The 17,516-nt window shown below is 68.7% G+C and carries 22 protein-coding genes; 7 read left to right on the top strand and 15 right to left on the bottom strand.

Features of this window, described 5'->3' with window-relative positions; all coding sequences use genetic code 11:
* Position 1: 1 nt before the first annotated feature.
* From MYF83_RS40335 to MYF83_RS40305, 7 genes are all read right to left on the bottom strand, one after another.
* Entirely contained in the window at positions 2-1,084 is a 1,083-nt protein-coding gene (locus MYF83_RS40335) for an ABC transporter substrate-binding protein (protein ID WP_248966097.1), read from the bottom strand.
* Between the two features lie 196 nt (positions 1,085-1,280).
* A complete protein-coding gene (locus MYF83_RS40330) occupies positions 1,281-2,240 on the bottom strand; it encodes a sugar-binding transcriptional regulator (RefSeq protein ID WP_248966096.1) in 960 nt (319 codons plus the stop codon).
* Positions 2,241-2,290: 50 nt separating this feature from the next.
* On the bottom strand, positions 2,291-2,659 hold the full coding sequence (locus tag MYF83_RS40325; protein ID WP_248966112.1) for a GMC oxidoreductase: 369 nt from the start codon (positions 2,657-2,659) through the stop codon (positions 2,291-2,293).
* A 403-nt stretch (positions 2,660-3,062) separates the two neighbouring features.
* Positions 3,063-3,437, bottom strand: a complete 375-nt coding sequence (locus MYF83_RS40320; RefSeq protein WP_248966095.1) for a hypothetical protein — start codon at positions 3,435-3,437, stop codon at positions 3,063-3,065.
* 1 nt (position 3,438) lies between these two features.
* Positions 3,439-4,161, bottom strand: coding sequence for a hypothetical protein (locus tag MYF83_RS40315; RefSeq protein ID WP_248966094.1), 723 nt, complete (start codon positions 4,159-4,161; stop codon positions 3,439-3,441).
* Positions 4,162-4,241: 80 nt separating this feature from the next.
* Positions 4,242-4,697, bottom strand: a complete 456-nt coding sequence (locus MYF83_RS40310) for a YncE family protein (RefSeq protein WP_248966093.1) — start codon at positions 4,695-4,697, stop codon at positions 4,242-4,244.
* A 181-nt stretch (positions 4,698-4,878) separates the two neighbouring features.
* The gene (locus tag MYF83_RS40305; protein ID WP_248966092.1) at positions 4,879-5,502 is read right to left on the bottom strand and encodes a TOPRIM nucleotidyl transferase/hydrolase domain-containing protein; all 624 of its coding nucleotides are present in this window, start codon (positions 5,500-5,502) and stop codon (positions 4,879-4,881) included.
* A 103-nt stretch (positions 5,503-5,605) separates the two neighbouring features.
* Between MYF83_RS40305 and MYF83_RS40300 the strand changes: the two genes are divergently transcribed.
* Entirely contained in the window at positions 5,606-5,962 is a 357-nt protein-coding gene (locus MYF83_RS40300) for a hypothetical protein (RefSeq protein ID WP_248966091.1), read from the top strand.
* A gap of 33 nt (positions 5,963-5,995) precedes the next feature.
* On the opposite strand, the gene MYF83_RS40295 is transcribed toward MYF83_RS40300, so the two are convergent.
* Positions 5,996-7,012 (bottom strand): DMT family transporter, encoded by a 1,017-nt coding sequence (locus tag MYF83_RS40295; RefSeq protein ID WP_248966090.1) that lies wholly within the window; start codon positions 7,010-7,012, stop codon positions 5,996-5,998.
* Between MYF83_RS40295 and MYF83_RS40290 the strand changes: the two genes are divergently transcribed.
* A complete protein-coding gene (locus MYF83_RS40290) occupies positions 6,992-7,534 on the top strand; it encodes a MarR family winged helix-turn-helix transcriptional regulator (RefSeq protein ID WP_248966089.1) in 543 nt (180 codons plus the stop codon). The two genes, MYF83_RS40295 and MYF83_RS40290, sit on opposite strands and share 21 nt — an antisense overlap.
* A gap of 111 nt (positions 7,535-7,645) precedes the next feature.
* Here the strand turns inward: MYF83_RS40290 and MYF83_RS40285 are convergent, their stop codons facing one another.
* Positions 7,646-7,978, bottom strand: a complete 333-nt coding sequence (locus MYF83_RS40285) for a putative quinol monooxygenase (RefSeq protein ID WP_248966088.1) — start codon at positions 7,976-7,978, stop codon at positions 7,646-7,648.
* A 168-nt stretch (positions 7,979-8,146) separates the two neighbouring features.
* Here MYF83_RS40285 and MYF83_RS40280 point away from each other — a divergent pair, with 168 nt between their 5' ends.
* The 3 genes from MYF83_RS40280 (at position 8,147) to MYF83_RS40270 (ending at position 10,027) form a co-directional block, all read left to right on the top strand.
* Complete coding sequence (locus tag MYF83_RS40280) at positions 8,147-8,680, top strand: flavoprotein (protein WP_248966087.1); 534 nt, start codon at positions 8,147-8,149, stop codon at positions 8,678-8,680.
* A gap of 415 nt (positions 8,681-9,095) precedes the next feature.
* Positions 9,096-9,638: a M15 family metallopeptidase gene (locus tag MYF83_RS40275; protein WP_248966086.1), complete on the top strand. Its 543-nt coding sequence runs from the start codon at positions 9,096-9,098 to the stop codon at positions 9,636-9,638.
* Positions 9,635-10,027, top strand: coding sequence for a PPOX class F420-dependent oxidoreductase (locus MYF83_RS40270; RefSeq protein WP_248966085.1), 393 nt, complete (start codon positions 9,635-9,637; stop codon positions 10,025-10,027). The genes MYF83_RS40275 and MYF83_RS40270 overlap by 4 nt, the downstream gene beginning before the upstream one ends.
* 51 nt (positions 10,028-10,078) lie before the next feature.
* Here MYF83_RS40270 and MYF83_RS40265 read toward each other — a convergent pair whose 3' ends face one another.
* The 6 genes from MYF83_RS40265 to MYF83_RS40240 form a co-directional block, all read right to left on the bottom strand.
* Positions 10,079-10,960 carry a GNAT family N-acetyltransferase gene (locus MYF83_RS40265; protein WP_248966084.1) on the bottom strand — a complete coding sequence of 294 codons (882 nt, stop codon included), beginning with the start codon at positions 10,958-10,960 and terminating at the stop codon, positions 10,079-10,081.
* A gap of 181 nt (positions 10,961-11,141) precedes the next feature.
* Complete coding sequence (locus MYF83_RS40260; RefSeq protein WP_248966083.1) at positions 11,142-12,053, bottom strand: nitroreductase/quinone reductase family protein; 912 nt, start codon at positions 12,051-12,053, stop codon at positions 11,142-11,144.
* A 519-nt stretch (positions 12,054-12,572) separates the two neighbouring features.
* The gene (locus MYF83_RS40255; RefSeq protein WP_248966082.1) at positions 12,573-13,061 is read right to left on the bottom strand and encodes an SRPBCC family protein; all 489 of its coding nucleotides are present in this window, start codon (positions 13,059-13,061) and stop codon (positions 12,573-12,575) included.
* Complete coding sequence (locus MYF83_RS40250) at positions 13,042-13,398, bottom strand: ArsR/SmtB family transcription factor (protein WP_248966081.1); 357 nt, start codon at positions 13,396-13,398, stop codon at positions 13,042-13,044. Before MYF83_RS40250 ends, MYF83_RS40255 begins: the two co-directional genes overlap by 20 nt.
* Positions 13,399-13,480: 82 nt before the next feature.
* Positions 13,481-14,224, bottom strand: a complete 744-nt coding sequence (locus MYF83_RS40245) for an MBL fold metallo-hydrolase (protein ID WP_248966080.1) — start codon at positions 14,222-14,224, stop codon at positions 13,481-13,483.
* 34 nt (positions 14,225-14,258) lie between these two features.
* Complete coding sequence (locus tag MYF83_RS40240) at positions 14,259-15,227, bottom strand: GlxA family transcriptional regulator (RefSeq protein WP_443729314.1); 969 nt, start codon at positions 15,225-15,227, stop codon at positions 14,259-14,261.
* 121 nt (positions 15,228-15,348) lie between these two features.
* On the opposite strand from MYF83_RS40240, the gene MYF83_RS40235 reads away from it, so the two are divergent.
* Both MYF83_RS40235 and MYF83_RS40230 read left to right on the top strand, forming a co-directional pair.
* Complete coding sequence (locus tag MYF83_RS40235; RefSeq protein ID WP_248966078.1) at positions 15,349-15,756, top strand: hypothetical protein; 408 nt, start codon at positions 15,349-15,351, stop codon at positions 15,754-15,756.
* A gap of 372 nt (positions 15,757-16,128) precedes the next feature.
* Positions 16,129-17,283 (top strand): carboxylate-amine ligase, encoded by a 1,155-nt coding sequence (locus tag MYF83_RS40230; RefSeq protein ID WP_248966077.1) that lies wholly within the window; start codon positions 16,129-16,131, stop codon positions 17,281-17,283.
* Positions 17,284-17,516: the final 233 nt, after the last annotated feature.

Genomic DNA, 17,516 nt, shown 5'->3' with positions numbered 1-17,516 from the left:
TCTACTTGATGCCGAGCTCGGCGCAGCCCTTGGCGTACTCTCCCGTACATGCCTCGGACGCCTTCATGATCCCGCTCTGGAACAGCACCTCGTTGATGTTGTCCTTGGTCACGACCGTGGGGACGAACAGCGCCGACGGTGTGTTGTAGAGCGTGGTCTTGCCCGCGGGCTTCTTGCCCTGCATGAACTGGTAGGCCACGTCGGCCGACGCCTCGGCCACGATCTTGATCGGCTTGGAGATCGTGTTGTACTGGTCACCCGCGATGATGCGCTGGGCGGCGGCGAGCTCCGCGTCGTTGCCCGTCACCGGCGGCACCTTCACGCCCGCCGCCTTGAACGCGGCGATCGAGCCGCCGCCAGTGCCGTCGTTGGCCGCCACCACGCCCACGATCTGGTCGCGGAACCGGGTGACCTGGCCGCTGACCCAGGTCTGAGCCTTCTCCGGCTGCCAGTCGGGGGTGTCGTACTCGGCGAGCAGCTTGAAGCCGCTCGGGTCGACCGCGCTGTGGATGCCCTTCTTGATCAGGCCGGCGGCGGCGTCCGTGGGGGAGCCGTTGACCTGCAGGATCCCGCCCTCGGCCTTCTCCTCCTTGAGGTGGTCGACCAAGGACTGGGCGATCATGGTGCCGATCTTCTCGTTGTCGAACGAGATGTAGTAGTCGGCGGGCGTGGCCGGGATCGGCCGGTCGTAGGCGATGACCGGTACCTTCTGCGCCTGCGCCGACTTGACGATGGTGGCCGCGGCGGCGGAGTCGACGGGGTCGATGACGATGGCCTTGACGCCCTGCGCCAGCGCCGAGTTGGCCTGCTGCTGCTGCTTGGCGGCGTCGGAGTCGGCGTTCTGGTAGATGACCGTGCAGCCTGGGCAGAGCTGCTTCATCTTGGCCTCGAACAGTGGCTTGTCGGCCAGCTCGTACCTGGTCGACGCGAGGTCGGGCATGAGGAAAGCCACCTTGGCGTTCTCCGTGCCACCGCCGGACCCGGCGTCCGCGCCGGTGGATCCGGAGCCGCAGGCGGTGAGTGCCGCGCTTGCGATGACCGCCACTGTCGCGAACGCCGAGGTCCGCATCTGAGCTCTGTTCACGGGTTCTTTCCTCACTTGCCACGTCCTCGCGGAGCTGATTTGCGTCACATGCCCCCAAGCGCCACGCACGGGCCGCTCACAGGCGGCGATGTGCTGTGGTGCGACTCACGCTAGCGCGGGTTTGGAACACTTGTCCAGCAAAAATGTTCACGCTGTTGGAACACCTGTGACCTGCTGTTCACCTATCCGAAAGTGGTCAGCGGGCCGCCGCGAGCAGGCTCTCCGCCGTCAGCGCGTCGGTGACCAGCTGGTTGAAGTAGCCGCCCCTGGCGCCGGCGATGATCGACAGAACCTTCTCGGGGCCCACCGCCACCGCGATCGAGACGGGGATGCGGCGCAGTTCCTCCAAGCTGGTCGCCACCAGCCGCTCGCTGCCCGGATAGCCGACGGGCTCGCCGTCCCGGTCGTAGAAGCGCGAGCACACATCGCCCACGGCCCGGCGCAGGCTGTCGGCATGACGGGGCACGAAGGCGGGCACGACCTGCCGCATCAGCGGCGGCGAGCCGACGCCGACGATCGCGCACTTGGCGTGCGCCCACAGGTCCATGACCTTGCGCACCGACGGCTCGTGCTGCAGAGAGTAGAACAGCTCAGGGCCTGGCTGGGCGGGCGCGTAGAGGTAGCTGGGCACGCCCCCGACCCGCTCGGCCAGAAGGCGCGTGGTCTCGTTCGTCTGGAACCAGGGCTGCGGGTCCTCCTGCCCGCCCACGGCCGGTGCGATCGTGACACCGGGGAACTGCCCCAGCCCCTCGCGCGCGCACTCGTAGACCGTGCTCCCGGACGACACCAGGACGATGTCGCCGGACTTCAGCCCCACCGTGGCCAGAGCCCTGGCCAGGCCGGGAGCCAGCCATGGGCCCAGCGCGGGGCCGCCGACCTTGGGCACCAGATGGACGTGCCGGAGTCCCAGAGCGTCGGCCACCTCGGCGGCCAGCGGGCCCGCCTCGAGCGTCGCGGGCCTGTGCACCCTGATCTCGACGATGCCGTGCCTGCGCGCCTCCGTCAGCAACCGGCTCACGGTGGCCCTGCTCACGCCCAGCCGCTTGGCGATGTCGGCCTGGGTCGCGTCCTCGAGGTAGTACTGCGACGCCGCCGCGTACATCAGTTCCTGGGGGAACCGGGCCTGTGCCTCCGGTGTGACGTCGACGGCATTCATGCGCGCGCTCCTAGGTGTGTGAACACGTGTGCTGAACGAATGCACAACGACTATACCTTTGTGCCCTCCGGTGAAAGGCTAGTGTCCCGCGCCGGAGACCCGCCGCTCTCAGAGCGGCTCCGGCACGGGGTGTGAGTGTCTCGAGGCGACCCGTGGTGACGGCGTGTGGGTGGATCACGCCTTGTCGGCATGAGGTCCGCACCATGCCAGGCCATCGCCATGATGGGGCCGTTCAGATTGCCCGACACCATGGTCGGCAACACGGAGCAGTCGACCACCCTCAGGTTGTCGACACCTCTCACGCGCATGTACGACGCCACCGACCGACAGCTGTAGCAGTTTGGGCGTGGCGAGGCTGCCAAGGGACAGGACGACCTCCCTGCGGGCCAGGTACTGTCGTTGCCAGGGTGGCGGATCACGGCGTGGGTGAGCCTGCGTGAGGTGCGCGGGGCGTCATCGAAGTGCTCGCCGTAGCGCGCCGCGTACTGATCGAGGCTCGGTTGGTCGACGAAGCCGCCGAGGCGTTGATCGCGTTCGTCCAGCGTGTCGGTTACAGGGTCTTCGATGGTCCAGATCGCGATCACGGGCGTCAGACCTCAGAGGGGCGCTTGACCATCAGGCGCGAGATGTTCTCCGGCGAGATGTTCTCAGGGGTTCGAGTCCTCTCGGCCGCGCATATGCGGAAGGCCCATCACCAGGGAAACCTGACCTGGGACGGGCCTTCCGCTTTCCATGCTCACGAGGTGCCTTCCACCTCTGCGGGAGCCGGCCGCGTGGATCTCCAGTTGCTAACGGTGACCAGCTTGTCCCTGGCGTCCTTCTTTAACCTTTAACAGTCACGTTGTGGCTGGCCTGCGCCGACAGGGTGGCGGTGTCGCCGGCCCACTGGACGGTGTAGGTGTACAGGCCGCCCTCTGTGGGTGTATCAGCGAAGCTGAACGCTCCGTCGCCGGCAGGAAGCACCGACCGCAGTGTGGTGGTGATGGTACCGCTGCCTTTGGAAACGGTGCGCAGCACCTTCAACGAGTAACGCGAAGGGGATGCTTGGCCGACGTCCAGTGCGCCGCTGAACCGGAGCTGTTTGCCGACCATCCCCTTGTCCGGTCCAGACAGGGTGAGCGACGTCTCGTGCTTGGCCACCGTGACGGTTACCGAGGCCATGCTCCCCCGGAAGTCCGAATTACCGTCCCAGAGCACGTCATAGCTGATCGCCCCGGCGACCGATGGGGTGTCGGTGATAGTGAAGGTACCGCCGGCCTCGGTTGTCACACCGGGGAGCGTCGTGCTGGTGCCATTTGGCCATTTGGCGGGTCACCACCAGCGGCTGCGCCCCCGGAGCCGATCCGTCGGCCAGTGTGAGCCGGCCGGTCACGGTGAGCGGTTCGAGCGCGGTCGCCGCAGATGGAGCCGTCAAGGTCAGCGTGGATCCCTGGGCTGTGGCGCCTTCCAGCCGCCACAGGTAGAGCCGGTTGGTAGACGACTCTCGCAGCACGCCGAAGACATCTCTACCAGAAAAGGCAATGCTCCCTCGGACCACTTCACCTGCCGGATTGTCGGTCGCGTAGGTCGTCGTCGTCGCCGCCGTGTCGTACAGCGCGATGCCCTGAGCGGTCCCCAACTTCCATCCGCCCGCAACGTGGGCACCCTCCGGGCTGACCGCGACCGCGACCGGGAAGCCCGGGTCCGTCTGCTCCGGATCGTAGGTGCGGGATTTGGTCAGGCTGGTGGTGTCCCAGGCGTCGAACCGGTAAGGAGAGCCGAACGCCGAGATGACCATCGAGCCGTCCGATGTGACGGCGAGGTCCTGCAGGTTGTAAAGGTCGTGGGTGTGGCCGTCGATGACGCCGCGCAGGAGGGTGGAGGCGCCGTTCACATCAAACACCCGCAGGTCGCCCGGTTCGCTATTCCTCTCGCCGACCACCAGCGTGTTCCCGGCGGCGGCGACCAGCGGAGCGTCGTACAAGTCGTCCTGGACGACCCGGACCGGCTCCGGTGCCGTCGCTAAGAGGTCAAGGCTGACGACGCCACCCTGCCAGTCCGAGCCGCAACTGTATCCGACCCACAGTCGGCTGCCGGACAGCGACAGGCTCGACGGGCACGGGAGGAGGCCAAGTCGATCCGGCGGATGACGGCGAGAGCGGCGGTGTCGATTTCGGCCACCTCGTTCGAGCCGCGCAGCGCCGTGTACAGGCGGGTACCGTCCGGCGTGATGGCAAGGGCTGTCGCGCCGGATAGGCCGGTGATGGCGCCGGTGAGCGTGCCCCGTGTATCCGCGACGACGATCCGGTCGTTAGCGGAGACGAAGACCTTTCCGCCGCCTACGGCCACATCACCGCTCTTCGTGTAAATGTCGAGGGAGACGCCGAGATCCGTCGTGGAGTCGGCGGCTGAGACGGCGGGTGCCAGGGCGGTAAGGAGCCCGGCCGTCATGGTTAAGGCGCCGCCGAGGGCGATCAACCGGCGCGTCAGCCGGGTGACCAGTGATCCGTTCGATGCACCACGTTCCAGCCGTCGGGGTGGGCGCATGTGTCCTACATGGCGCGCCCATGTGAGCTGTGCACGTTGGCTCGTCCCTAGCTGTGCACGTCAGTCCGTGCGTTGGTCGACGAGACCGGGGCGCTGGTGGCCAAGCGGCGGATCAGCGACGATGCGGCCGGTTACCAGAGTCTGCTGGATCTGCTGGCCGAGCTCTCCGACTGCCTAATAGGTGGGTCAGCAGCATGTCCAGCGGTCGCGGTACGCGATCGAGATCGAGTGCCGCGACGAGCGGGCCAGAGTAGCGGATCTTGCGGCCACTGCCTGATCCCATGAACCGGCGCAGCTGGTCGTGAGTGGTGCCCCCGCGCCATGCGGGTTGCTTCTGGAGCGTGCGAAATGAGCTGAGCTCGCCCTCGGCATCGACAACGCGCTCAACCGTGGCGGTGCCGAGGGCGCGGATCAGCTCGTCTTCCAGGTCAGCGACACATGCGAAGAATCCGAGCGCCTCCAGATCGCTTCGGCTGAGATTGGATCCAAGGCCGGCGCGCTCGAGACCCCTCCGGAAGGCGCCTTCCTCCCCGACGTCGCACAGACCGGCCAGCCGGAGATTGCGACCGGGAGGGCCAAACCTGCCGATATACGTCCCGATGTTCGTGGCACCGCCCATCGCCACAAGGGAGATGCCTTCGGCCGCCAGGTTCCGGCCACGGCGCTCGGCCAACGCTTCGATGGCCGACTTATCACTGGCACCCTCGACCAGGACCACGGTTTGCGTGTCGCTCACGAGCCCAGCCTTGCACCGAACCTGGAGAGGTTCATCCCCTTTACGCGTTGGAAGGTCACCAGTCGCAGCTCACGATCTCCGACTGCCGTACTAGGTTGTCGAAGTGATCGAGTTGGGCTCGCGAGAGCGTACGCAACCGCCGCCTCCGCACGTCGTGTGGCGGAGTCTGGTCGACCCATGGCGACCTGGTGGACGGGAATGGCTTGATCTACGTCCCGATGAGGTTGAGCCCCGCATCCTCCAGGCGGTGGAGCCGGCGCTCGTGGTCTGGTCGTCGTTGTGGCCGGAAAGGCCCGGCGATGAGATCCGGTTCGACGTCGGGCCGGCCCAGAACGGATGCGCACTGCGCTGGACGCTGTTGACGCCTGGAGAGGCTCCGGAGCGGGCTGTGATCGATCATCTGCGTCACCGGCTCAACTTCTTGATCAACGCTCGGCTCGGCTTCTCCTTTGGGCAGTAGGGCGGGCGTGTTTGCCGCAACGGCTGGTCCGACTCATTGGCATTCAGGGGTCGGTATCACCGGTCCGTGGTCGCGGGCTGTCGAGCTGGGACGAGCGTGGGAGGTGTGCGTCGATCGGCCGGCTCTGACGAGGGTGACCAGGCGAGCGGTGAAAGGCTGGCCGAGGAGGATGCCGAGGAAGACCAGGACGAGTCCGCAGAACTGTTGTACGGCGAGCGTCTCACCGGCGACCACGGTGCCGAGCAGGACACCGGTCATCGGGTTGAGCAACCCGATGAGCCCCACCGTTCCAGCACTCAGGTGCCGCAGGCCCGTGAACCAGGCGGCGAAGGCGAGAGCGGTCGCAATGACCGTGACATAGCCGAAGCCGATCAACGCGGGTGCGTCCAGGGCAGGCGGTAATCCCTCCGTCGCGACCGCGACAGGTATCAGGACGACTGCCCCGGCGATGAGCTGCCATGAAGTCAGCGAGAAGACATCGACGTCCGCGCTCCACTTCTTGGCGAGCACATAGCCGAGGGACGACATCACCATCGCCATGATGGAAGCGAATACACCGGAGGCGTTCACGGTGCTCGCGCCGTCCAGCAGCATGAGGCAGACGCCCCCGATCCCGATGCCGGCTCCGGTCATGTGCATCGCGTGCGGGCGCTCGGAAAGCGCCGCCCACGCGAACAGCATCATCACGATCGGCGAGGTCGCCATGATTGTCGACGCGATGCTCGTCGGAAGCGTTTGTGCGGCCAGATAGACCAATGCGAAGAACGCGCTCATGTTCATGGTGCCGAGGACCAGCGATTTCCACCACCATGACCCGTGGGGACGCCTCCTGTGCACAAGGAGGAGCAGCAGGCCCGCGGGCAGCGCCCGGATTGCCGCTCCGTACAGCGGATAGTCGGCGGGCAGGAACCGATGGGTGACGAAGTAGGTGGTGCCCCATGCCACGGGTGCGATCGCGGTGATGGGGACCCATCGGAAATTAGCTTCCATGGAAGCTACTATAGCTTCCATGGAAGCTATAGTGGAGACGTGAGCGAGTACCTCGACCATGTCGCCCGCATCCAGCAGGCCTGGGCCCGTGAACGGCCCGATGTGGATGTGAGGCCGCAAGGTGTCATCGGGCGGCTCCACCGCGTCGCCGGCCACCTCACCGAACGGCTCTGCGTCGTCTACCGGCGCTATGGGCTCGGGGAGGGGGAGTTCGACGTGCTCGCCGCCCTCCGGCGCGCCGGTGAGCCCTTCGAACGCGCGCCCGGAGAGCTCGCCGCGTTCACCATGGTCACCACGGGGGCCATGACCAAACGCATCGACCGGCTCGAACGCGGCGGGCTGGTCACACGCCGTCCCAGCACGAGCGATCGCCGCGCACGTGTCGTCGCACTCACCGATGCCGGCAGGGAACTGATCGACCAGGCGTTCACCGAGCACATGCGCAATGAACGCCGCCTCCTCGACTGCCTGACGCCGGAAGAGGCCGCGCAGTTGGAATCGCTTCTCGCCACCTGGCTCGCGTGCTTCGAAACGCCACGCCAGACGGAAGACCGGGCGGCGCGGCCAGCTGACAGGCAGTGATCACCTGGGCCGACCGGCGTCAGGTGCCGGCATCGACGTCGACTCGACACCCACCACCGGCCGGCATAGACGTCGACTCGACAGCCACCACGGCCCGGCGCCGGCTCGGGCTCAACTCCGTTCGGGCACGGCCATCTCACCGAGGAGGGACCAGTCGTCCTGCGGGAGCGTGGTGTTGACGATCCGGGGCGTCTCGGCGAGGTGAGGCGGAAGGGTGTTCCGCGCGTTCCGGAAGTGCTCGGACTGGACGTGGGCCGCTCCGGCGTCGGCGTCGCGAAATGCCTCTACCAGCACGTACTCGGCCGGGTCCTCGACGCTGCGAGACCAGTCGAACCACAGGCAGCCCGCCTCGCCGCGAGTCGCCTGGGTGAACTCGGCGGTGATCTCGGGCCACTGATCGGCGTACTCCGGCAGCACTCGGAACTTTGCGGTAATAAAGATCATCGGAGCTCTCTCAGGTTCGGGCGGATACGATCAGATGCTTCATACGATGCCACGATCCTGATCGCGGGGTCGTCCTCCGTCGCGTCGCGTCGGCGATCGAGAGCGGGATGGCGCCGGTCGAGCTACGGCGCGAAGCCCGCGAATACCCCGATCCCTTGGAGTCTCCGCGTGAGCAAGGTCCTCTACATCATCGTGTGCGCCGCCGGCCCGGCCGCGGGCGTCGGCAAGCTCGTCACCCTTGCCCAGGACGCCGGCTGGACGGTCCAGATCATCGCCACCCCGCCCGCCCTCGACTTCATCGACGTACCCGCCCTGGAGAGGCAGACCGGCCGCCCCGTCCGCAGCCGATACCGCAAACCTGACGAACCCAAGCCACCTCGAGCCGACGCGATCATCGTGGCCCCCGCCACCTATAACACCGTCAACAAATTCGCCCAAGGCGCCGCCGACACCTACGCCCTCGGCCTCCTCGCCGAAGCCCCCGGACTGGGCATCCCTGTCGTGGTCCTGCCATTCGTGAACAGCGCCCTGGCGGGGCGGGCCCCATTCCGCCGCAGTGTCGACGAGCTACGGGCTGAAGGCGTCCACGTCCTCATCGGCCCGGGAGAATTCGAGCCGCACGCCCCCGACTTCGGCGGCGACATCAGCGGCACCTACCCATGGCATCTCGCCCTGTCCGCTCTTCATACGCCGGGAACGTAGACGTATATAGCGCGGTGTCCAATCCCGGTTCGCTGCCCGGCGGTTCGATGCATCGGATCCCTGTAATCAGATGAGTACAAATACAGTCACCTGTGGAACTACCGGCGATCTCCAATCGCTTCACTCCGGGTGCGACAGCAGCGGAGGGGACCTCCAGTCGGCCAGGAGGGTACCGGGTGGAGTTTCGGCTGCTGGGGCCGGTCGAGGTCGTCGTAGTCCGCCCAGAACAGTCGCGGCGATACCTTTCGCTCCCGACAGGGGCCGGTCCGCCATGTGCTCGCGCTGAAAGTCCGCGGCGGACGGCTTTCAGACCGTGGCGGGGGCTTTCAGACCGTGGCGGACGGCTTTCACGCGGCGGGGGCTTTCAGACGGCGGACGGCTAGTGGAGCACTTTCGGTCACATCCCCACCGCACAGTGACCTTTACTCCTCACCCGACCCACGTCGGCCGGCTCAGGATCGCTCACCCGGGCAATGACGAGGCCTGGTATCACGAGCGTGCCAGTCGCTACATCTCCCCACCCGCGGTCGCCCCGCACGTGGCCGGCGCCGCCGTCGATCTGACCTTGTGCGATGGGGACGGGCTGTGGCTGGGCACGGAGGTCAACGACACCGACACCGAGGACTGCCACACCGACAGCGTCGCGATCTCCCCGGAGGCGAAAGGACATCGCCACACCCTCAGCGAGGCGCTGACCGCGGTGGGCCTGGTCAACTACCCCACCGAGTGGTGGCACTGGTCCTACGGCGACCGCTACTGGGCCTACACCACCAGGGCATCGGCCGCACGGTACGGACCGACGGCCTGGCTTGCTCCTGATCGCGCCTACGGAAGGCGGCCGCCATGGGGACCCTCGCGCGGGCGATCTTGCGTCGTGGCGCGGCAAGTATGCTGCTACCGCACAACCGTGCTGAGCGGCAAGAGCATGCCGTGCCGACAGGCCGAAAGATCACCGTGAGAATCCCTGAAGAACTGCTCGCGCTGCTGCGCCGGCCGAGCATTTGCTATATCGCCACCTCGATGGCGGACGGTTCGCCGCAGTTGACCCAGACCTGGGTCGACACCGACGGCGAGCACGTCCTCATCAACAGCGTGCAGAGCCACGTGAAGACCAGGAACATCGAGCGAGACCCCCGGGTGGCCGTCGCGATCTCCCATCCGGACGACCCCTCGCGCTACTTCCAGGTGCGCGGCCGCGTGGTCGACGTCACCACCAAGGGTGCGGTCGACCACATCGAGATGCTCGCGCAGAAGTACCTCGGTAAGCCCTACCCCTGGTACGGAGGCCGCGACCAGGTCCGGGTGATCTTCGTCATCAAGCCCGAAAAGGTCATCGGCATGGGGTGACCGTTTGGGGCCGACGGCGGCCACCCCGCGATCCGTGAAGCCGAAAAGACGTCACAGGTCGAGTTGGTATTCGAATGTCCTGTGAGTCGGTATGTAGCCGAGCGCGTCGTTGATGCGTCTCATGTAGGTGTTGCTGTCCGCGGTGTCGGCCAGCAACCCGCCGAGGGACGGGTGTCGTGCGCGAGCCCGCCGGATCGCCTCGGCCTTCATCCAGCGGGCGAGGCCGTGGCCGCGGTGTTCGGGAAGGACACCGGTGCCGTAGTGCTGTGCGTCGCCTGTGCCGTCGCCGGGGACGACGAGTTCGGTGAATCCGGCGATCGAACCGTCGGACTCGTCGATCGCGACGACGGTGTGCAACAGGTCACCGCGCCTGGCGATGGTTTCCGCCGCGGCCCGGACCCGGTCGACGTCCCAGCTCTCCGTGCCGTAGTCGGTGTCGTCCATCGGCATGTCGTCCATGGCGCGGCGGGAGGCGGCGAAGGTCTCGGCCAGGTGCCCGGGAACGGTGCCGTCCCAGGCCGCCAGCCGATAGCCGGGATGCGGCCGCTCGACGATGCCGGTCAGGGCGGTGAGGTCCGCCTTTTCCAGCGGCAGCCGGGAGAACGTCAGCGTGAGGACCCTGCGGAAGCCCCGGGCCGCGAGGAACCGATCGCCGGGCGAGTCCGCCTTGGCCTGCGTGATGACGCAGCGGCGGCCGTCGTCGCGGGCGGCGGCCACGGCCGCTTCCAGCAGGACGGAGCCGGTGCCCTTCCGGCGCTCCGCCGGGTGGACGTTGAGCGCCAGTTCGGCGAGGTGGCGCACTCCGGGGCTGGTGAAGAGACGCAGGAACGCGGATCCGACGGGGGTCGCGTCGGCGTCGGACGCCAGCCACGCCATGCGGTGGCTGTAGGGACCGCGGTCGGCGTCGGTCAGCGGGGTGAGGTGAATCGGCAAGGTGGCTCCGTCGTGTGGAGGAGGCGGATGTCAGAACCCGGGCTCGGCTGCTGAGCGCTCATGCGCATCGTTCGCACACCTCCTCATCCACGACGCCGATCCGGAGTGATGCACGGCCCGGGGAACGTATCGGCTCCAGCGGGCCGGCCGCAACGGATTTACGAGCCACCCCGAAACGTGGCTAGCGTGACGGAGGGGGCGGGGGGAAGGGGGTCTCTGCGAGGACGGGGAGAAGTAACTCCTCTTCGTGGTCGAGGTGTGCCGTCAGTTCCCGGGTCATCCGGTCCAGTTCGGTGCGGAATCGCAGGGGCTCGGCGGTGCCGATGCCGGACAGGAGGGCGAGCAGTTCCTCCTGGATGCGGGCGACCGTGCGGTGCTCGGCGCGGAGCCGGTCGATGGCGTCGCCGAGGTGCGGGTACTGGCTCGCGAGCGCGGGGAACATGTGCGCGTCCTCGCCGCCGTGGTGGAACTCGAGGGACTGGCAGAACGCCAGGCAGTGCTGCCGGAGTTGCAGTCCCAGCCCGGGTGCCGGGAGTTCGCCGGGGCCCTGGTGGGCCGCTCGCGCGGCGAAGTGGGCGTCGGCCTCGGCGTGCACGTGGCGCAGTTGCGAGCGCAACCAGGTGTGGATCTCCAGGAGCTTGCCGGCGAGGTCGGTGACCTCGCGAGGGGCTTCATCGGCCTCCGGCTCTGAGCGCTCCAGAGCCACGACGGGCAGGATCCGGCCGGTCTGGGCCTGGTAGTCGGCGTACCCGGGCGCCGCGCGCACCACCTGCTCGAACAGGCGCTCACGCCGCGCGCCCTCGGCGGGGACCGCGATCGCCGCGAACACCTCGGTGCCGATCTCCACCCGCACCATGGGGTGGGCGAGCAGGTTGTGGTACCAGGCGGGGTGGCGGGGCGCGCCGCCGGCGGAGGCGACGACGAGCAGCAGGTCGCCGTCGCGGACGTAGCCGAGGGGAACGGTGTGCTCCTGTCCCGACTTCGCGCCGGTGGTGGTCAGCAGGAGGAGGTCGCCGCCCTCGAAGGGGCCGCCGACCTTTCCTCCGTTGGCTCGGAACTCCTCGATGATCGGTTGGATGAAGGATGTGGGCATACGGTGTCGAATCTCCAGAGAATGCGTAAGTCCGCTTGCTGATGGTGGATGACGGTTGCGCGGGCGGCACCATGGGTGACGGTGACGCGAGGCGCGCGGGACCGCACGTGAACCCCTCGCCGGGAGATGGCGCCGGTCGAGCACGCGGAGCCGCGGACGGTCGCCGGGAGGCGGCGGTCGACGGGGAAGGCCTGGCGCGCTGACGTCACATGGCGGTGCCGGGCACCACGGGGGACAAGGGGTGGCGTGCGGAGACGGCTACGTCAGGCGCAGGGCGCAGAGTGTGAACTCATGGCATGGCCCCCTAATGAAAGGTGTCGCCCGACCGCCGGCCGGCCCACTGCTCTTTGGCCGGCGTCACGCGACACGCGGACCATTACAGCGATCCGGTGGCGCGCCTGTCAACGTGAGGCCCACCCCATTCCGCAACAGGTGAGGCCCACCCGATCCGAATCGGGTGGGCCTCATGGTGCATCGGCGGTGCGTACGCCGTGCCTGTCCAGGTCGCGCGGGGGCGGCTCAGCGGAGGGACAGGGCGATCTCTTCGAGGTGGTCCAGGGCCTCCTGCATGCCGCCTTCCATGCCGGAGTTGATGTGCGCGTCGCGGGATTCCTGGCTCTTGTGCTCCACGAGCATCGTGAGGGTCGTGCGCCCGTCCTTTTCGGCGAACGTGACCGTGGTGAGCGCCGCCTCGTCGGGCATGCCCTCGAAGACCTCGGTGCAGACGATGCGCTCGTCGGGGACGATCTCCTGGTACTCGCCGTGGAAACCGACCTCGAACCCGCCGTTCGCCACCATCACGTACCGCCACGTGCCGCCGACGCGCAGGTCGACCTCGACGCTCGTGACGTCGCCGCGGTCGCCGCCCCACCAGCGCTTGATGAGCTCGGGCGTGGTGTAGGCGCGGTACACCAGGTGCTTGGGCGCGTTGAACTCGCGAGTGATCAGGATCTGCTTGTCCGCCGGGAGGGTCACCACCGCCGTACCGCTACTTGCCGCTGCCACCATCTCGCTCCTCCATTTCCTTGAGTTCTTCCAGGACGACGTCCATCCGGTCGAAGCGTTCCGACCATGTGCGCTCGTAGTTCTTCACCCAGTCATGGATGGGCTTGAGCGGCTGGCCGTTGAGCCGGTACACGCGCTGCCGCCCCTCGTCACGTACGTCCACCAGCCCCACCTCTCTCAGCACCCGCAGGTGTTTTGACACCAGGGGTTGTGACAGGCCGAGCAGCATGACGAGATCGTTCACGGATCGTTCGCCGCCCATGAGGACGTCCAGGATCTGCCGTCTCCGGGGTTCGGCCACCGCGTTGAACGCGTCCGCCGTCGTCGCCGCTCGTGCCATGGCTCCACCATATGTCCATATAGGCATACGTCAACCCGGCCGCCACCGAGCCCGGGCGCGTCCTGGTGCGGGGCGGCCTTGATCAGCCGAGGTCCAAGGTCAGTCCGCCGGAGACGACGTCGACCTGGCCGGGGAACGTCCGCAAGGCCGCCTCGCGGGCGCGGCCGGGGTCGGTGCCCGGCCACAGGTGGGTGAGCAGGAGCCGCGCGGCGCCGGCCTCCGCGGCCTGCCGTCCCGCCTGCCGGGCACTGGTGAAGTAGAGGGCCTCGTCCTCGGGGACATCGTCGAGATACGTCGCCTCGGCCAGCAGCAGATCGGCGTCGCGGGCCAGGGCGACCACGTCCGGGCTCGGCCCGCTGTCTCCGGTGTAGGTCAGGGCCACGCCTCCGGCGCTGAGCCGCATGCCGGCGTTGGGCACCCAGTGCGGCAGCAGCCGGGTGGCCACCGTGAACGGGCCGACCTCGAAGCCGTCGCCGGGATCGAAGTCGCGGAGCGCGTAGGCGCCGGCCAGCATGCCGGGCCGGTCCAGCGCGAGCACCGCGTCCAGCGCGCCGGGCGGCGCGTACACCGGCAGCGGTGGCGCCGGCTCCCCACCTAGTGCCCGTGCCCGCAGCAGGGGGTTGAGATCGGCGCAGTGGTCGGGATGGCCATGGCTGATCAGTACCGCGTCGACCTGCTCGGCCGCCGCCGATCCGAGCAGCCGCGGCAAGGTGGCGTACCCCAGGTCCATCACCAGCCGGAACCCGTCGTGCTCGACGAGAAAGCCGCTGCACGCCTCCCCGGCCGTGGGCCACGCGCCGCAACCCCCGAGGACGGTGATCTTCATAGGGTCCGGCTCCCTGTCGATGGTCCCGGTGTGTTCATCGGGCCGCGTGTGCCGTCGTCGCCCGGTACCGCGACGGAGGCATGCCGTATCGGTCCACGAACGCCTGGCGCAGCGTCTCGGCCGTCCCGAAGCCGCACCGGACCGCCACGCCGCTCATGGGCAGGGTAGTGGAGGCCAGGAGGTGCGCGGCGGCCTCGGTGCGGGCCTGCCGTACGAACCGGCCCGGCGTCCGCCCGAGGTGCTTGACGAACAGCCGGGTCAGATGCCGTTCGCTGACGCCCGCTCCGGCCGCCAGCGTGGCCGTGGTGAGGTCGTCGGAAAGGTGGCAGGTCACATGGTCGACCACGCGCCTCACCAGTCCGTTCTCCGGTGGTGGGGTGGTGGTGAACATGCTCATCTGCGCCTGGTTGCCCGGCCGCTGGAGGTAGGTCACCAACTGGCGCGCCACCCGCCGCGCCAGCTCGGCGCCGTGGTCCTCTTCGATGAAGGCGAGGGTGAGATCGAGGGCACTGGTCACGCCGGCGGCCGTGGAGATGTTCCCGTCGCGGATGAAGATCGGGTCGGGGTCGACGGTGATCTCCGGATGGCCGGCGGCGAGGAAGCGCGCCGACCTCCAGTGGGTGGTGGCGCGCCGGCCGTCGAGCAGGCCGGTGGCGGCCAGAATGGTCGCCCCGGTGCAGACCGACGCGATGCGGCGGCTCTCGCGCGCCAGGCGGCGGACGTGACCGACGATCGACCGGTTGCCGGCGGCCGCCACATGCCCCACGCCTCCTGACACGATGAGCGTGTCCAGCGGTCCCGTGACCCGTTCGAGCGCCTCCTGGGCCATGAGGGTCAGGCCGGTGCCGCAGGTGATGGGGTGGCCTCCAGGGGTGACCAGGCGGACCTGATAGCAGGGTGCGGCACCGTGCCAGTTCGCGCTCTCCAGGCTCGAGGTCACGCAGGCGATGTCCAGCAGCTCCGCCGCGTCGTACCCGACGACGACGACGCGCCGTTCCGGCACGGGAACGACCCGCCGTTTCGTCATGGGAGGAATGTACGTCGCAAAGACAGGGATCCCAAGTTTTCGGACCAGTGCGCCCGGCTCGCTTCATCCGGGGCCGGCGCCCGGACACAGTTGGGCCATGACTCAGACGGCGTCCCGCACCCCCCGCCAATGGCGCAGATTCGCCTGGCACTACCTCGAGATGATCATCGCCATGTTCGCCGGGATGCTCGTCCTCGGGATGATCCTGAGCGCCATCGGGCTCGGCTTCTCCCATGCCCGCGATCCCGAGCTCGCCTACCTGCTAACGGCGCTCAACATGTCCGTCGGCATGGCCGCCTGGATGCGGTACCGAGGCCACGGATGGGCCGGCACCCTGGAGATGTGCGGCGCCATGTTCGCACCGGCCTTGCCGCTCTTCCCGCTGCTCTGGCTCGGCCTCATCGACGGTGGCGCCCTGATGACGCTCGCGCACGTCGCGATGTTCCCGTTGATGCTGGCCGCCATGTTGTGGCGCCGCGACGAGTACCTCGGGTGCGCCACCTGAGGACCCAGCGGACGGCACGGGCGGCGCCCTCGACCAGCGTCCCGGCGGCCGCGCACAGGCCCGATGCCGGTCGCCGGAGCGTGGCCGCCATCCGGGGCATGCCCGCGAGCAGGTGCACGGCGAAGCGGACGCGGGCGCGCCTGTCGGGCAGCGCGTGGAGTTCGCCGCACCACTCCTCGGGTCTCCGCTCGGCGACGGTGCGCTCACCGGGCGAGGCGGGGACACCCCGGGCACGGCAGGCAGGGCGTTTATCCGAGAGTGCGATTCCCATGGGATCGCCGCTTCCCGCCTGCGGACGAAGATCTGGATGGGTAGCGTGGCGTCGTCGGCACGCGTGCCCGCCGGGCGCGGGCGAACCTTCCTGGAGTAGGAATGACGGCCACCGTTGACGCGCCACATCCGGTGCCTCTGCCTTTCGACGCGGTCTGCCCACTGATGGGGGTGGAGGAGGAGTACCTGGTCGTCGACCCGGTCACCCGGGAAGTGGCGCCGCGAGCGGCACAAATCGTGGAGCGCGCCGCCATCGAGATGGGGGAGCGGGTCTGCACCGAGATCACCCGGCTCCAGGTGGAGGCCAAGACCGACCCGTGCGCCGGTGTCGCCGAGCTGGAGGGCCAGCTCCGGCGGATGCGGGTCGCGGTGGCCGCCGCGGCACGCGAGGAAGGGCTCGCGCTGGTCGCCTCCGGCACGCCGGTGCTGGGCGACGCCGTCCCGCCGCCGATCACCGACCACCCTCGGTACGGGGTCGGCATCGCGACCTACCGGGCGCTGCATGACGAGCAGAGCATCTGCGCCGGTCACGTTCACGTGCACCTGCCGGACCGCGAGCGCGCCGTGCTGGTGGGCAACCACCTGCGGCCCTGGTTGCCCGTGCTCATCGCGCTGATGGCCAACTCGCCGTTCTGGACCGGCCGCGACACCGGCTACGCGAGCTGGCGGACGCTGTCCTGGGGCAAGTGGCCGGTCGCCGGGCCACCGCCGTACTTCGCCTCGCTGGAGGAGTTCGACGAGGTGATCGGGGCGCTCACCGAGGCGGGGGCGCTGGTCGATCCGGGGACGATCTTCTGGGACGTCCGGCCGTCGGCGCGGCTGCCCACGCTGGAGGTGCGGGTGACCGACATCCCCGCCACCGTCGAGGAGTCCGCGCTGCTCGCGGCCGTTGTGCGGGCCCTGGTCGTCGTGTCGCTGGAAAGGGTGGAGCGCGGCGATCCGGGGCCGCGCCTCTCGGCCGAACGGCTGCGCGTGGCGTACTGGCGGGCCGCCCGCGACGGGCTGGACGGGCACGGGATCGACCCGGAGACCGGTCGCCTGCGGTCGGCGGCGGACCTCCCGGCGGTGCTGCTCGGGCACATCCGCCCGGCTCTGGAGGCGGCCGGTGACCTGGAGCTGGTCACCCGGCGGCTGGAGCGGCTACGCCGCACCGGCACCGGAGCGGCCCGCCAGAGAGCCGCCTACGAACGGCGCGGGCGGTTCACCGACGTCGTCGACCACCTCGTGAAACACCTGGTGAACCCTGCCGACCAGTGAGGTCTCCCCGCACGCGGCCGGTCGCCCGCCGTACGACGGCGCCGGTTTCGCCGTACCACGTCCCGCCGCGCCGGCGCCGGGTGGGAACTGGCCTGCCGACCGGGGAGGGGGCGCTGGTCCGGGAGGGGCCGGTCGGTCATGAAGGTGGCGGGTAGGAGTCGCCTGAATCTGGCGGGGAGGGGGCGCTGGTCCGGGAGGGGGCCGGTCGGTCATGGGGATTGGTGGGAGCAGTC

This window comes from Sphaerisporangium perillae (genome assembly GCF_023276435.1).
Classification (GTDB): Bacteria; Actinomycetota; Actinomycetes; order Streptosporangiales; family Streptosporangiaceae; genus Sphaerisporangium; species Sphaerisporangium perillae.
Note: the sequence above shows the minus strand (reverse complement) of the source record. Positions and strands in the feature narration are given on the sequence as shown.

Coding starts and splice junctions, on each gene's coding strand:
- MYF83_RS40330 (WP_248966096.1), bottom strand. CDS start 2,240: ATGAATGCCGTCGACGTCACACCGGAGGCACAGGCCCGGTTCCCCCAG.
- MYF83_RS40295 (WP_248966090.1), bottom strand. CDS start 7,012: ATGGTCGAGGTACTCGCTCACGTCTCCACTATAGCTTCCATGGAAGCT.
- MYF83_RS40285 (WP_248966088.1), bottom strand. CDS start 7,978: ATGATCTTTATTACCGCAAAGTTCCGAGTGCTGCCGGAGTACGCCGAT.
- MYF83_RS40260 (WP_248966083.1), bottom strand. CDS start 12,053: ATGCCCACATCCTTCATCCAACCGATCATCGAGGAGTTCCGAGCCAAC.
- MYF83_RS40255 (WP_248966082.1), bottom strand. CDS start 13,061: ATGGTGGCAGCGGCAAGTAGCGGTACGGCGGTGGTGACCCTCCCGGCG.
- MYF83_RS40250 (WP_248966081.1), bottom strand. CDS start 13,398: ATGGCACGAGCGGCGACGACGGCGGACGCGTTCAACGCGGTGGCCGAA.
- MYF83_RS40245 (WP_248966080.1), bottom strand. CDS start 14,224: ATGAAGATCACCGTCCTCGGGGGTTGCGGCGCGTGGCCCACGGCCGGG.
- MYF83_RS40235 (WP_248966078.1), top strand. CDS start 15,349: ATGACTCAGACGGCGTCCCGCACCCCCCGCCAATGGCGCAGATTCGCC.
- MYF83_RS40230 (WP_248966077.1), top strand. CDS start 16,129: ATGACGGCCACCGTTGACGCGCCACATCCGGTGCCTCTGCCTTTCGAC.